This window comes from Achromobacter piechaudii NBRC 102461 (assembly GCF_001571245.1).
GTDB lineage: Bacteria > Pseudomonadota > Gammaproteobacteria > Burkholderiales > Burkholderiaceae_B > Achromobacter > Achromobacter piechaudii.
In genome coordinates, this window is sequence record NZ_BCTK01000006.1 from 464,700 (window position 1) to 478,891 (window position 14,192).

At 67.2% G+C, this 14,192-nt stretch carries 12 protein-coding genes; 8 read left to right on the top strand and 4 right to left on the bottom strand.

Annotated features, from left to right (window positions below; translation table 11 throughout):
* The first annotated feature begins 9 nt into the window (after positions 1-9).
* From API01S_RS14210 to API01S_RS14240, 7 genes are read left to right on the top strand one after another with little or no spacing between them, the layout of a single operon-like run.
* A complete protein-coding gene (locus tag API01S_RS14210; RefSeq protein WP_006221715.1) occupies positions 10-1,035 on the top strand; it encodes an SDR family oxidoreductase in 1,026 nt (341 codons plus the stop codon).
* A gap of 1 nt (position 1,036) precedes the next feature.
* Positions 1,037-2,386, top strand: coding sequence for a murein biosynthesis integral membrane protein MurJ (gene murJ, locus API01S_RS14215; protein WP_050729549.1), 1,350 nt, complete (start codon positions 1,037-1,039; stop codon positions 2,384-2,386).
* Positions 2,387-3,529 carry a glycosyltransferase family 4 protein gene (locus tag API01S_RS14220; protein ID WP_061304921.1) on the top strand — a complete coding sequence of 381 codons (1,143 nt, stop codon included), beginning with the start codon at positions 2,387-2,389 and terminating at the stop codon, positions 3,527-3,529.
* Between the two features lie 44 nt (positions 3,530-3,573).
* Entirely contained in the window at positions 3,574-5,505 is a 1,932-nt protein-coding gene (asnB, locus tag API01S_RS14225; protein ID WP_061304923.1) for an asparagine synthase (glutamine-hydrolyzing), read from the top strand.
* 3 nt (positions 5,506-5,508) lie between these two features.
* Complete coding sequence (locus API01S_RS14230; RefSeq protein WP_061304925.1) at positions 5,509-6,624, top strand: glycosyltransferase family 4 protein; 1,116 nt, start codon at positions 5,509-5,511, stop codon at positions 6,622-6,624.
* Entirely contained in the window at positions 6,621-7,778 is a 1,158-nt protein-coding gene (locus API01S_RS14235) for a glycosyltransferase family 4 protein (RefSeq protein ID WP_061304932.1), read from the top strand. Before API01S_RS14230 ends, API01S_RS14235 begins: the two co-directional genes overlap by 4 nt.
* Positions 7,775-8,917: a glycosyltransferase family 4 protein gene (locus API01S_RS14240; protein ID WP_006221709.1), complete on the top strand. Its 1,143-nt coding sequence runs from the start codon at positions 7,775-7,777 to the stop codon at positions 8,915-8,917. The genes API01S_RS14235 and API01S_RS14240 overlap by 4 nt, the downstream gene beginning before the upstream one ends.
* A 76-nt stretch (positions 8,918-8,993) precedes the next feature.
* Here API01S_RS14240 and API01S_RS14245 read toward each other — a convergent pair whose 3' ends face one another.
* The 3 genes from API01S_RS14245 to API01S_RS14255 all read right to left on the bottom strand — a co-directional run bounded on the left by API01S_RS14245 (position 8,994) and on the right by API01S_RS14255 (position 11,678).
* Positions 8,994-9,935, bottom strand: coding sequence for an NAD(P)-dependent oxidoreductase (locus API01S_RS14245; protein WP_061304934.1), 942 nt, complete (start codon positions 9,933-9,935; stop codon positions 8,994-8,996).
* A complete protein-coding gene (locus API01S_RS14250; RefSeq protein ID WP_050729543.1) occupies positions 9,932-10,615 on the bottom strand; it encodes an RraA family protein in 684 nt (227 codons plus the stop codon). Before API01S_RS14250 ends, API01S_RS14245 begins: the two co-directional genes overlap by 4 nt.
* 94 nt (positions 10,616-10,709) lie before the next feature.
* Entirely contained in the window at positions 10,710-11,678 is a 969-nt protein-coding gene (locus API01S_RS14255) for a Bug family tripartite tricarboxylate transporter substrate binding protein (protein WP_061304936.1), read from the bottom strand.
* Positions 11,679-11,761: 83 nt separating this feature from the next.
* Here API01S_RS14255 and API01S_RS14260 point away from each other — a divergent pair, with 83 nt between their 5' ends.
* The gene (locus API01S_RS14260; RefSeq protein ID WP_050729541.1) at positions 11,762-12,499 is read left to right on the top strand and encodes an IclR family transcriptional regulator; all 738 of its coding nucleotides are present in this window, start codon (positions 11,762-11,764) and stop codon (positions 12,497-12,499) included.
* A gap of 134 nt (positions 12,500-12,633) precedes the next feature.
* On the opposite strand, the gene pgi is transcribed toward API01S_RS14260, so the two are convergent.
* Positions 12,634-14,187, bottom strand: coding sequence for a glucose-6-phosphate isomerase (gene pgi, locus API01S_RS14265; protein WP_061304938.1), 1,554 nt, complete (start codon positions 14,185-14,187; stop codon positions 12,634-12,636).
* Positions 14,188-14,192 lie beyond the last annotated feature (5 nt).

The window sequence follows — 14,192 nt, forward strand, 5'->3', positions numbered from 1 at the left end:
GATTTCGCCATGACCACGCGTTTTGAAACCATCAAGCAAGAATTGACCGCCCAGCCGCGCAAGTGGCTGGTGACGGGTTGCGCCGGCTTCATCGGCTCGAACCTGCTGGAAACGTTGCTCAAGCTGAACCAGACCGTCGTCGGTCTGGACAACTTCGCGACCGGCCACCAGCGCAACCTGGACGAAGTGCGCGGCTCGGTATCTGCCGAACAGTGGACCCGTTTCACGTTCGTTGAAGGCGACATCCGTGATCTGGCCGCCTGCCAGCGCGCCACGCAGGGCGTGGATTTCGTGCTGCATCAGGCCGCGCTGGGTTCGGTGCCGCGTTCGCTGAAAGACCCGATCACCACCAATGAAGTGAACATCGGCGGCTTTCTGAACATGCTGGTCGCCGCGCGCGACGCCGGCGTGAAGTCGTTCGTCTACGCAGCCTCCAGCTCGACCTACGGCGACCACCCGGCGCTGCCCAAGGTGGAAGAGAACATCGGCAAGCCGCTGTCGCCGTATGCCGTCACCAAGTACGTGAACGAGCTTTACGCCGACGTGTTCGCGCGTTCGTACGGCTTCGAAACCGTGGGCCTGCGTTACTTCAACGTGTTCGGCAAGCGTCAGGATCCGGACGGCGCCTACGCCGCCGTGATCCCGAAGTGGACCGCCGCGATGATCAAGGGCGACGACGTCACCATCAACGGCGACGGCGAAACCAGCCGCGACTTCTGCTTCGTCGACAACGCCGTGCAGGCCAACCTGCTGGCCGCGATGGCGCCGCCCGAAGCGCGCAACCAGGTCTACAACGTGGCCGTCAGCGGCCGCAGCACCTTGAATGACCTGTTCGGCTTCCTGGTCAAAGCCCTGGGCAACCAGAACGTGAACTACGGCAAGAAACCGGTCTACGCCGATTTCCGCGCCGGCGATGTGCGCCATTCCCAGGCCGACGTCAGCAAGGCGGGTCGCCTGCTGGGCTACGTGCCGTCGCACACCGTGCTGCAAGGCCTCGAAGTGGCCATGCCCTGGTACACGCAATTCCTGCGTTGATTTGAAAGCACTCGTCCGCAAACTCGGCAACATCCACCCGGACCACCAGCGCATCTTCAAGGGCGCGTTCCGGGTGGCGGTGTTCCTCCTGCTGGGCAAGGCCGCCGGCGCCATCAAAGAGATGGCGGTGGCGTATCGCTACGGCGTCAGCGACGCGGTGGACGCCTACCAGTTCACGATGACCATGGCCACCTGGCTGCCGGTCACGATCGTGGGCGTGCTGTCGGTGGTGCTCATCCCCGTGCTCGTGCGGCTGCGCCGCGCGGACGACAGCGAGCGCGACCAATTCATCAAAGAACTGCAAGGCTGGGTGGCTGCCGCCGGCATCGCGCTGGCCATCGCCACCTGGTTCGCGTGGCCGTATGTGGTCGAGACATTGGGCAAGGGCTTGCCCGATCGCGTACGCGGCATGACGGGCGACCTGCTCGTGGCTTTCGCGCCGGTCTCGGCCCTGTTGCTGATTGCCGGCATCAGCGCCGCGCGCCTGCGCGCGCACGAACGCCACGTCAACACCTTGCTGGACAGCGTGCCGGCCGTGGCCACGCTGGCCTGGGTCATGCTGGCCGTCAACGCCGATGGCGTGGGTCCGCTGCTGTGGGGCACGCTGGTGGGTTACGCCATCCAGACCGTGTGGCTGGCGTGGCTGGCCGCGCGCGCCGACGGCGGATTCTGGGGAGCGCCGCGCCTGACGCTGCGCTCGCCGCACTGGCCCGAATTGATGGGCGCGGCCGGCGTCATGCTGATCGGCCAGGTGGCCATGAGCTTCGTCGGTCCGCTGGACCAGTACGCCGCCGCCAACCTGGGCGCCAACGCCAACGCCACGCTGGGTTACGCCAGCCGCCTGCTGTCGTTGCTGTTGGGCATCGGCGCGGTGTCGGTCGGGCGCGCCGCGCTGCCCGTGCTGGCCGATGTGCAGGCACGCGGCGATACCGCGCGGGCCCGCAGCATGGCGCTGAAATGGTCCGTGCTGATGGTGGGCGCGGGCGCGGTGGCCGTGGCCATCGGCTGGGTGCTGGCGCCCTGGGGCGTGTCCGTGCTGTTCCAGCGCGGCGCATTCACCGCCGAAAACACCGAAGCCGTCGCGCACGTGCTGCGCTGGGGCTTGTTGCAGCTGCCTTTCTATTTTGGCGTGCTGATCCTCGTGCAGTTGCTGGCCAGCCAGAACCGCTACCGCATCATGGCCGCCATCGCCGTGGCCAATTTCGCGCTCAAGGCCGCGTTGAACACCGTGCTGGCGCCCAAGATGGGCGCGGCTGGCATCATGCTGGCAACCAGCCTCATGTATGTGCTGTCCTTCGCCTGCTACCTGGTGGTGGCGATGCGCAAGGCTGAACCCAAGGAGGCCGATTGAATGTCCGAAGCCGACTCCGGCCGCGCGCTGCGCGTGCTGCTGTTTATCCATTCGCTGCATGGCGGCGGCGCGGAACGCGTTGCTGCTGATCTGAGCGCGCACTGGGCCGGCATGGGCCGCGAGGTCATGGTTGTGACGCAGGCCAGCGCCGATGGCGACGTCTACGCGCTGCATCCCAAGGTCCGCCGCGAAGTCCTGCACACCGAGGGCGAAGGCGGCGGGCTGCGTGGCATCTTGAGCAATGTCCGGCGCGTGCGCGCGCTGCGCCGCGTGATCAAGGCGTTCCGTCCCGACATCGTGCTGGGCATGATGACGACCGCCTCGGTGCTGTCGGTACTGGCCTGCACGGGCCTGTCCTGCCGCGTGATCGCCACCGAGCATACTCATCCGCCTTCGCAGACGCTGTCGGGCCTGTGGCAGCGCCTGCGCCGCATGACCTATCCGCGCGCCGCGCGCGTCGTCGCCTTGACGCGCGGCACCGCTGACTGGATCGAACAGCATGTGCCCGGCTCGCGCCTGGCCGTCATCCCCAATCCGGTGCATTGGCCGCTGCCGCGTGCCGAACCCTTGCTGGTTCCCATCACCGACAACGGCCGCAAGCGCCTGCTGGCCGTGGGCCGCCTGCATGCCGACAAGGGTTTCGACCTGTTGATCCAGGCGTTCGCCGCCTTGGCCCCGTCGCATCCCGACTGGGATCTGGTTATCCTGGGCGAAGGCCACGAGCGCGGCGCGTTGCAGGCGCAAGTGGATCAGGCGGGTCTGGCCTCGCGCATCTCGATGCCGGGTCGCGCCGGCAACGTCGGCGACTGGTATGACAGCGCTGACCTGTACGTGTTGACCTCGCGCTTCGAAGGCCTGTCCAACACCTTGCTTGAATCCATGGCCAGCGGCCTGGCCGCCGTGTCGTTCGATTGCGATACCGGGCCGCGCGAGATCGTGCGTGACGGCATCGACGGCGTGCTGGTGCGTCCCAATGGCGATGTGCCGGCGCTTTGCAAGGCGCTGTCCGAAGTAATGGAAAATGACGCAAGGCGCCAGCGCATGGCGCAAGCGGCAACCGATGTGCGCGACCGCTTTTCGGCCGCGCGCATCTTGCAGCAATGGCAAGAACTTTTTGACGGCGTGCGCAAGCCGGGCCGCTAGGCCCTGCGGCGCGCCGTTGCTACGGTGACCACGAGAACCTCATCATGTGTGGAATAGTCGGAATTTGGGGCCCCATCGGGAACAAGGAGCGGTTGCTGGCGGAAAGCTGCCGCCGCATCCGCCATCGCGGGCCGGACAGCAACGGATTCTGGGAAGACCCCGAAGCCGAAGTGGCGCTGGGGCATGTGCGCCTGGCCATCCTGGACCTGACCGAAGCCGGCCACCAGCCCATGACGTCCGCCTGCGGCCGCTACGTGATGGTGTTCAACGGCGAGGTCTATAACCACCTGGACATCCGCAAGCAGCTGGAACAATCGGCGCTCGCGCCGTCCTGGCGCGGGCATTCCGACACCGAAACGCTGCTGGCCGGTTTTACCGCGCTGGGCATCGAGGCCACCCTGCAAGCCGCCGTCGGCATGTTCGCCATCGCGCTGTGGGACCGCGCCTCGCGCAAGCTGATGCTGGCGCGCGACCGCATGGGCGAAAAGCCGCTGTACTACGGCTATTCCGGCGCCGAACTGGTCTTTGCCTCCGAGTTGAAGGGCCTCATGCCCATCCCCGGATTCGGCCGCGACCTGAACCGCAACGCGCTGGCCTCGTTCATGCGCCACAACTACATTCCCGCGCCGCAATCCATCTACCAGGGCATCAACAAGCTGCCCCCGGGCACCTGGGTGGAATTCACGGCCGACGATACGCGCAGCCGCCGCATGCCGGAGCCGCGCGTGTACTGGTCCGCGCGCCAAGCCGCCGACGCGGCGGCCCGCTCGCCCTTGTCGTTCGGGTCCGACGCCGAGGCCGCCGAAGCGCTGGAAGGCGTGCTGTCCAAGGCGGTCGGGGGGCAAATGCTGTCTGACGTCAGCCTGGGCGCGTTCCTTTCGGGCGGCATCGACTCGTCCACCATCGTCGCGCTGATGCAGGCGCAAAGCGCCAAGCCCGTGCGCACGTTCGCCATCGGCTTTCACGAGAAAGGCTACGACGAGGCGCAGCACGCCAAGGCCGTCGCCACGCATCTGGGCACGGACCACACCGAACTCTATGTCACCGCCGCCGACGCGCTGGCGGTCGTGCCGTCGCTGGCGGACATGTACGACGAACCGTTCGCCGATTCCTCGCAGATCCCGACCTCGCTCGTCACCAAGATGGCGCGCCAGCACGTCACCGTGGCGCTGTCCGGCGATGGCGGCGATGAACTGTTCGGCGGCTATTCGCGCTATTTCCGCGTGAACAAATGGTGGCAGCAATGCGAGCGCGTGCCCGCCATGCTGCGCAAGCCAACCGGCGCGCTGTTGAGCGCAAGCACGCACCTTCCCGGGCGCGGCGCATGGCGCGGCAAGGTCGGCAAGCTGGGCGAACTGCTGCGCACCGATACGCGCGGTGATTTCTATCGCCACTTCGTGTCGTACTGGGCCGACCCCACGCAGGTGGTCAAGGGCGGCGTGGAGCCCGTGTCGGAATTCGCGCGCGACATGCAGGGCTCGACCTTCGAAGCCATGATGAAGCTGGACACGGTCACGTACCTGCCGGACGACATCCTGGTCAAGGTGGACCGCGCCGCCATGGCGGTCAGCCTGGAAACTCGCGTGCCGCTGATCGACCACCGTGTCTATGAATTTGCGTGGAGCCTGCCGCATCAATACAAGGTGCGCGGCAACACCGGCAAGTGGCTGCTGCGCCAGGTCCTGCATCGTCATGTGCCGCAGGCGCTGGTGGACCGCCCCAAGCGCGGCTTTGCCGTGCCGCTGGCGGCCTGGTTGCGCGGACCGCTGCGCGAGTGGGCCGATGCGCTGCTCGACCCCGCGCGGCTGCGCCAGGAAGGCTGGTTCGAACCCGAACCCATCCTGCGCAAATGGCACGAGCACACCTCGGGCCATCGCAATTGGGACAGTCATCTGTGGGGCGTGCTGATGATGCAGGCCTGGCTGGATCGTTATCGCGCAGCACCGGATCTGGGAGGAACGTTTGGGAGTCGTTGACGAATGAGAATACTGATGTTGGTCAGTTCCATGCACGCGGGCGGAGCCGAACGGGTGGCCGCCACGCTGGTGAATGCATGGGCCGAACGCGGGGATAGCGTCACCTTGACGCCTACCTATTCGTCCAAGGGCACGTGTTTTTATCCGCTGTCGGACAAGGTCGAACTGGCGTGGCTGGCGGATATTGCCGGCACCCGCGCCTCGGGCGGGATGGCCGCGTTCAAGCGCCTCATGGCCTTGCGCAAGCACATCCGCGACACCCGGCCCGATGTGGTCGTGTCCTTCCTGACCAACGTGAACGTGGCCGCCATCCTGGCCACGCGGGGCCTGGGCGTGCCCCTGATCGTCTGCGAACGCACCAATCCCGTCGCCGAGACCACCACGGGCACCGTGTGGCGCAAGCTGCGCCGCCTGCTGTATCCGCGCGCCGACATGGTGACGGTGCAGGCCGAAGACACTGCCGGTCCGTTCTCGCGGCAGGTGCCGGGCATCAAGCGCCTGGCCGTCATCCCGAATCCCTTGCCTGCGCCCTTGCTGGACGCGCCGCGCGTGATGCAGCGCGAAGGCGACGGTCCGCGCGAGCTGCTGGCCATGGGCCGTCTGGTGACCGACAAGCGCTTCGACCTGTTGATCGACGTGTTCGCGCAGTTGGCCGACGCCAATCCCGACTGGAATCTGCGCATCTGGGGCGAAGGCCCCGAACGCGCGGCCTTGGAAGCGCAGATCGCCCGATTGGGCCTGCAATCGCGCGTCAGCCTGCCGGGCCGTACCGAAGCGCCATGGGAAGAGCTGGCGCGCGGTCAGGCCTTCGTGCTCAGTTCTTTGGTGGAAGGCTTTCCGAATGTGCTGCTGGAAGCCATGGCGCTGGGGCTGCCCTGCGTGGCTTTCGATTGCCCCAGCGGTCCGCGCGAAATGACGCGTGACGGCCAGGATGCGCTGCTCGTTCCCACGGGCGACCGCGATGCCTTGCGCGATGCGTTGCAACGCGTCATGAGCGACCCGCTCTTGCGTCGGCAACTGGGCGACCGCGCGGCTTCGGCAGTGCGCCAGCGTTACGCGCTGGCCACCGTGCTGTCGGAATGGGACGAACTGTTCGATGCGGTGCGGGAGGGGCGATGAGCACCCCGGCTTTGCATGTACTGCATGTGATCACTGGCCTGGGGCAGGGCGGCGCGGAATCCGTGCTGCTGCGCCTGGCGACCTATCCGGAGCCGGGCGTGACGCACACAGTGGTGTCGCTGACGGACGAAGGCATCTACGGCGAGCGCCTGCGCGCCGCCGGCGTGTCGGTGCATGCGCTGGGCATGAAGCGCGGGCGAGTCAGCCTGGGCGGCTTCCTGGCGTTGCGCCGCCTCATCGCCAGCTCGCGTGCCGACGTGGTGCAGACCTGGATGTACCACGCCGACCTGATCGGCGGACTGGCCGCCCGAATGGCCGGCGTGCGCGCAATCGCGTGGGGCATCCGCAATTCCGGCGAACACCTGGAACGCAGTAGCCGGTCGGCGCGCATCGTCTTGCGCGCGTGCGCGCTGCTGTCAGGCAGCGTGCCGCGCGCCATCGTCTGCGCGGCCCAGAACGCCGCCGAACGCCATGCCGAAAAGGGGTATCGACGCGACCGCATGGTCGTCATTCCCAACGGCTATGACCTGTCGCGTTACGCGCCGGACCCCCAAGCCCGCACGCGTATGCGCGCGCAATGGGGCCTGTCGGAAGATGCGCCCGTGATCGGCAGCGTTGCCCGTTGGGATCCGCTCAAGGACCACGCCAACCTGTTGCGCGCCGTGGCCGCGCTGGTGCGCGACGGACGCGATGGCGGCCTGCGCTGTGTGCTGGTCGGGCGCGGCATGACGGCCGACAATCCCGAGCTTGCCGCATTGATCGACAAACTGAACCTGCGCGACCGCCTGATCCTGGCCGGTCCCAGCGACGACGTGCCGGCCGTGATGAACGGTCTGGACCTGCACGTGCTTTCCAGCTGCGCCGAAGGCTTTCCGAACGTGGTGGCCGAGGCCATGGCGTGCGGCGTGTATTGCGTGGTGACCGACGTGGGCGACGCCGCCTACATCGTTGCCGACACCGGCGTCGTGGTGCCGCCCGAGCAGGCCGAAGCGCTGGCGCGCGGCATCGAAACCGCCCTGTGCGACGTCGCCGCGCGAGGCAGCGGCCGGGCCGGAGAAGCCGGCCGCGCGCGCGTGCTTGAGAACTTCGACCTGACGCGCATGGTGCAACGTTATCTCGCCGTCTGGCGCCGTATTTCTGGAGCGCAGGCATGAGCCGTCGCCTGATGTTCGTGGTCAACAACCCTGCGTTCTTCATGTCGCATCGGGTGCCGGTCGCGCTGGCCGCGCAACAGGCCGGCTATGACGTCCACGTGGCCACCATGGATGGTCCGGCCGTCGCCGAGATCCAGGCGCTGGGCATGACGCATCACGCCATCCCCATGACGCGCAGCGGCAAGCATCCCTTGCAGGAATTGAACACGCTGCGCGCGCTGGTGCGCCTGTTTCGCCGAGTCCGTCCTGACGTGGTGCACCTGGTCACGATCAAGCCCGTGCTGTATGGCGGCATCGCCGCGCGCCTTGCCCGCGTGCCGGGGATGGTCGCGGCGATCTCGGGGCTGGGCTTCGTGTTCCTGTCGAACTCCTTGAAGATGCGGCTGGTGCGGGCCGTGGTGGCGCGCCTGTACCGCGTGGCGCTTGGCCATCCGAACAGCCGCGTGATTTTTCAGAACGCCAACGACCGCGACCTGCTCAAGTCCCTGGGCGCGGTGCGCGACGAGCAGGTCGTCATGATCCGCGGTGCGGGCGTGGACCTGGACGCCTATCGCGCCACGCCCGAGCCGCCGTCGCCACCCGTGGTGGTCACGATGGTGGCGCGCCTGTTGCGCGACAAGGGCGTGCGCGAATTCGTCGAGGCTGCATCGATCTTGCGCAAGCGCGGCCTGCCGGTCACGATGCAGTTGGTGGGTGGGGTGGACGCGGGCAATCCCACGTCGGCCACGCAGCAAGAGGTCGACGCGTGGCAGCGTGACGGCGCGGTAGAGGCCTTGGGTGAGCGATCCGACATCGCCAGCTTGTACGCGGCCTGCCATATCGCCGTGCTGCCTTCGTACCGCGAAGGTTTGCCGAAGTCTCTGATCGAAGCCGCGGCCTCTGGGCGCGCGGTAGTGACGACCGACGTGCCCGGTTGCCGCGACGCTATCGAACCGGGCAAGACCGGCCTCTTGGTGCCGGTGCGCGATGCGCCGGCGCTGGCAGACGCCATCGCGCGCCTGGTCGAGGACGCCGCGCTGCGCCAGTCGATGGGCGAGGCGGGCCGCAAGCTGGCCGAAAGCGAGTTCGACATCCGCCGCGTGGCGCGCGTGCACGTCGAACTCTATGAGGCGCTTGAGCAGCGCGCCGCCCAAGCGTAGCAACCGGTACGAAGGTTCAACAGGGGTTCGCGTTCGCCCATCATCGCCGCCGAAGGCTGCGGCATGACGCGATTCCTCACGCGGGCGTGGCCGTGCGGGCCAGTACGCCCAGCACATTGCGCGCCGCAGCGACGCCCATGTTCACGTACGCGGCGCTCGTCACGCCGCCGATGTGCGGACTGAGGATGATGCGTGCTTCCTGGTGGAAGGGATGGTCGGCTGCCATGGGTTCGACGGCGAAGCTGTCCAGGCCGGCGGCGCGCACCTGGCCTGATCGCACCGCTTGCAACAGCGCATCTTCGTCGACCAGGCTGCCGCGCGCGGTGTTGACCAGGACCACGCCAGGCTTGCACCGCGCCAGCGTCGCGGCATTGATCATGCCGCGATTTTCGTCGGTCAACGGGCAGTGCAGCGACACCACGTCCGCCTCGCGCCAGATCGCATCGAGCGTCGCGGGGGTGAGGTAGTCCGGCAGATCCTGGGCGTAGGGGTCAAAGCCCAGCACGCGCATATTCAAGCCGTGCGCCATCGCAGCCATCCGCCGGCCAATCGCGCCCAGGCCGATCAGGCCGATGGTCTTGCCTTCCAGCTCCAGGCTTTTGTGTATGGACTTGTCCCAGTGCCCGGCGCGCATGCGCGCGTCCAGGCCGACGACCGATTTGGCGCAGGCCAGCAGCAGGGCCAGCGCATGCTCGGCGACGGCCGCGGCGTTCACACCCACCGCCGCCACGACCTGGATGCCGCGCGCGGCGGCGGCCGTCTTGTCGATGGTGTCGGTGCCGCTGCCATGCTTGGAAATCACGCGCAAGGCGGGCGCCGCGTCCATCGCGGCCGCGCCCACCTTGCTGTAGCGCACGATGATGGCGACCGGGTTGTGCGCGCGGCACAGGGACACGATGTCTTCTTCAGTGGGCGTCTTGCCCGCGAACACCATGTTGAAATCCCCAAGCAACGCGAGGGCCTCCGGCGCCAGGTCGGCGGCGGTCACGACGATGCTGGGCTTGGAGGCGGCGTTCATAGCGTTTCGCCTTCCTTCAGGACGCCTGCGGCGCGCAACGCGGCGACCAGCCATTTGGCTTCGGTGTCGCCGGCCTGGATCGCGGCGATGCGCGCGGCCTCGTCGCGCACCTTCTTTTCGGCGGCCGGCAGCAGCGCTTCGATCCGATCGCGCTCGACCACGACGACGCCGTCGGCATCGCCAATGACGAAGTCACCCGGATGGACGGTCACGCCGCCGACCGACACGGGATGGCCGATGCGGCCGGGCACGTTCTTGGTGGGGCCGTTGGGATTGGTGCCCGCGGCGAACACCGGGTAATCCATCTCGATGATTTCCACCGCGTCGCGCGCCGCGCCATCCATCACCACGCCGGCGATGCCGAGTTTGCGGCAGGCGTTCATCATGATGGTGCCCATCAGCGCCGCGCTCAGATCGCCCTTGCCGTCGATCACCAGCACGTCGCCCGGCTTGGCCAGCGAAATCGCCGCATGGATCATGAGGTTGTCGCCGGGCCGCACTTCGACCGTCAAAGCCGTGCCCGCCACCTTCATGCCGGGATGCAGGGGGCGGATGCGGCCGTGCAGCGCGCCGCGCCGGCCGGCTACGTCGGCCAGGATGGCCGGTTGCAGCGCCGAGGCGCGCTGTACGACGTCGGCATCGACGCGGGGAAAGTCCTTGATGATGTCCGGGTTGGCCATGTGTGTTCCTGTCTTAAAAAATGAGATGCGTCGGGATAAGGCGGGCTGATGCCGGCTTTGCGGTCGAAGAGGAGTAGCGCTTGGGCATGGCCGGTCACTCGACTTTCGCGCCCGAATCCTTGACGATCTTGCCCCAGCGGGCGCGGTCGTCGTGGATCAGCTTGGCGAACTCTTCGGGCGAGCTGGTCAGCACACGCGCGCCTTGCTCCTGGTATTTCGTGCGCAGTTCCGGGGTTTGAAGCGCCTTGTTGAATTCGGCGTTCAGGCGTTGCACGATGTCTTGCGGCGTGCCGGCCGGCACGGCCAGGCCGAACCATGTCACCGCTTCGAAGCCGGGAAAGCCGCGTTCGGCAATGGTGGGCACGTCGGGCATGTCCGGCACGCGCTGGGCCGAGGTCACTGCCAGCGCCCGCATCTTGCCGTTGCGCACGTGGCCGATCAGGGTGGGAACAGACGACAGGTACATGTCGATCTGGCCGCCGATCAGATCGTTGGAAGCCTGCGCCGCGCCTTTGTAGGGGATATGCGTGAGCTGGATGCCCGCGGCATTCTGCAACTGAACGGCGGCCAGATGCGCCACCGTGCCGTTGCCCGAGCTGGCGAAGTTCAGGATCCCGGGCTTGGCCTTGGCCGCCGCGATCATGTCATCGAACGTCTTGAGCGGGGAGTTGGCCGGCACCACGATCACCAGCGGTGCATCCGCCACCAGCCCGATGGCGTTGAGATCCTTCTCGGGGTCGTAGGGCAGCTTGGCATAGAGCGTGGGGTTGATCGCCAGGTTGCTGGTCTGGCCCAGCACCAGGGAATAGCCGTCCGGTGCGGATTTGGCCACCGCGTCCACGCCGATGTTGCCGCCCGAGCCAGGCCGGTTCTCGGTCACGATGTTCCAGCCGGTGTTGCCGGCCACCTTGATGGCGGCTTCGCGCGCCAGCACGTCGGTGCCGCCGCCGGGCGGGAACGGCACGATCAGGCGGATCGGCTTGTCGGGGTAGCCCTGGGCAGCGGCCAGGCTGGTCATGCACAACAGGGCCAGGCCCGAAAGAACACGTGCGAACGGCTTCATGGTTTGTCTCCGATGTTGTTTTTGATGGCGCTCATTGTGAGTTCGTGTTCCGCTCAATACAATACGAGTTCGTATAGCGGAACATGTTGCGTATGACGAACGATGATATGACCCCAGAAGCAGGCGACGCAGGGGTGGTGGCGGTGCGTCGCGCGATGCGCATCCTGGAAGCCTTTGGCGTGGATGACGCGTTCCTGTCCCTGGCGGAATTGAGCCGCCGCACCGGTTGTCACCGGTCCACGGTGCTGCGCCTGGCGCGCACGCTGGCCATGGACGATTACCTGGCGCAGCGGCCTGATGGCACCTGGCGTCTGGCGCGGGCCGCTGGCTGGCTGGGGGCTTGCTACCAGGCCACGTTCAACATCGCCGAGGTCGTCCAGCCCATCCTGCGCGAGCTGTCGGCGGCGACGGGCGAGAGCGCAACGTTCTATGTGCGCGAGGGCAAGCAGCGGATTTGCATGGCGCGGGTGGAAGGGCCGAAGTCGATCCGGCATCACGTGCGCGTGGGCGCCGCGCTGCCATTGGAACTTGGCAGCCCGGGCCGGGTACTGCTCGCGTTTTCTGGCGAACCGGGCGAACCCTACGAGTCGGTGCGCCGCGCGGGCTACATGATGTCGCTGGGGGAACGCGAAGCGGAAGTGTCCAGCATCTCCGCGCCCGTATACGGCATCAATTGGACGCTGCAAGGGGCGCTCTGCATTTCGGGGCCGATATCGCGCCTGACCGAAAGCGTGTTGCTTGAACTGAAAGAGCCCATTCTTGCGGCGGCGAGTCGATTGTCGCGGTCGATGATGGGAGCAAGGCAGGGGCAGGCTGCCTGACCGCGTGATCGCGTGACGGCTTGTCGAGATTGTCGGAGTCTGACGCGCGTGGCAGGGCGTCCTGATCTTTCAGGCCCGCCCGCGACGTATTGATGAGGAAGGGCGCGGCGTGCGTTCAAGCACGCCGCGCGCCGCTACTGCCGCCGCGCGATCGCGTCGATCCAGAAGCGGGTCGAGGGATCTTGCTGACTGGCCTGCGGCGAATCCAGCTCGCGCATGATGCCCTTGGCCAGGGCCTTGCCAAATTCCACGCCCCATTGATCGAACGGATTGATGCCCCAGATCACGCCCTGCGTGAACACCTTGTGCTCGTACAGCGCCAGCAGCGCACCCAGCGTGTAGGCCTCCAGACGCGGCAGCACGATCAATGTGGAGGGACGCCCACCGGGGTGCACCCGGTGTTGCGCAAGCACCCGTGCGCGTGACGGGTCGCTTTCCGTGGCCGACGTTTCCGCCAGCGCTTCCTCGAAGGACTTGCCACGCAGCAACGCGGAGCGTTGCGCCAGGCAGTTGGCGATCAGCAGTTCGTGATGGCGCGCGTAGGCGTGGTCCGGCTGCTCGCAAAGAATGAAGTCCACGGGCGCGCCCTTGGCATCCTGGTGCAACCACTGGAAAAACGTGTGCTGGCAGTCCGTGCCCGCCATGCCCCAGATGGCCGCTCCGGTCGGCACGCCGGCCGGGCTGCCATCGGCCGTCGCGACCTTGCCCAGCGATTCCATTTCCAGCTGCTGCGCCCACGGCACGATGTGATAAAGCCGCGAATCGTAGGGCGCGATCACCAGCGAGTCATAGCCCAGCACGCTACGGTTGACCACCCCCGCCAGCGCCAGTTGCATGGGCGCGTTCTGCGCCACGGGCGCCGTGCGGAAATGCTCGTCCATGGCCGCCGCGCCCGCCAGCAACTGATCGAAGGCTTCATTGCCCAGCGCCAGCGCAATGGGTAGGCCGATGGCGGACCACAACGAATAACGGCCGCCCACCCAATCCCAGATCTGGAAGATGTGGTCGGGCAAGATGCCCAGGTTGAGCGCGGCCTCGACGTTGGAGGTGATCGCCACCACCTGCTTGATCGGGTCCGCCACGCCGGCGTCGCGCAACCAGTTCATGGCGACTTCGGCGTTGGCCAGCGGCTCGGTCGTGGTGAAGGACTTCGATGCGACGATGACCAGGGTGTCGTGCGGATCCAGCCGGCTCATGGCGTCGGCGACGGAATGCGAATCCACGTTCGACGCAAAGCGTACTTCGCGCCGCGCGCCGCCATGACGCAGCGCGCGCGTCACCATGCGCGGTCCCCAATCGCTGCCGCCGATGCCCAGATGCAGCACGTAGCCATAGCGGTCGGTGCGGTCGGCTTCGCGCACGAATTCGCGCAGCCGATCACGTTCGGCCTGGACTGTCTTTGCCACGGCAGCGGGAGGCTCGGGCGCGCGCAGGGCGGTGTGCCAGGCTGCGCGGTCTTCGGTCCAGTTGGCGTGGCCGCCGTCGAACAGCAAGGCGCGCGCGGCGTCGAAATCCTGCTGCGCGAGCAGCGCTTCGGATGCCTCGCTCAGGGCGGGCGAATGCGCCTGGGTGCTCAGGTCCAGCCGCAGCCCCGGCGCATTGATGACCCGAAGCTGCTCGCCGCGCAGAGGCGCGGCTTTGGCCGTTGCGGTGAAGTGTTGCCAGGCCGGACTGTCCGATAGCGACATGAGCG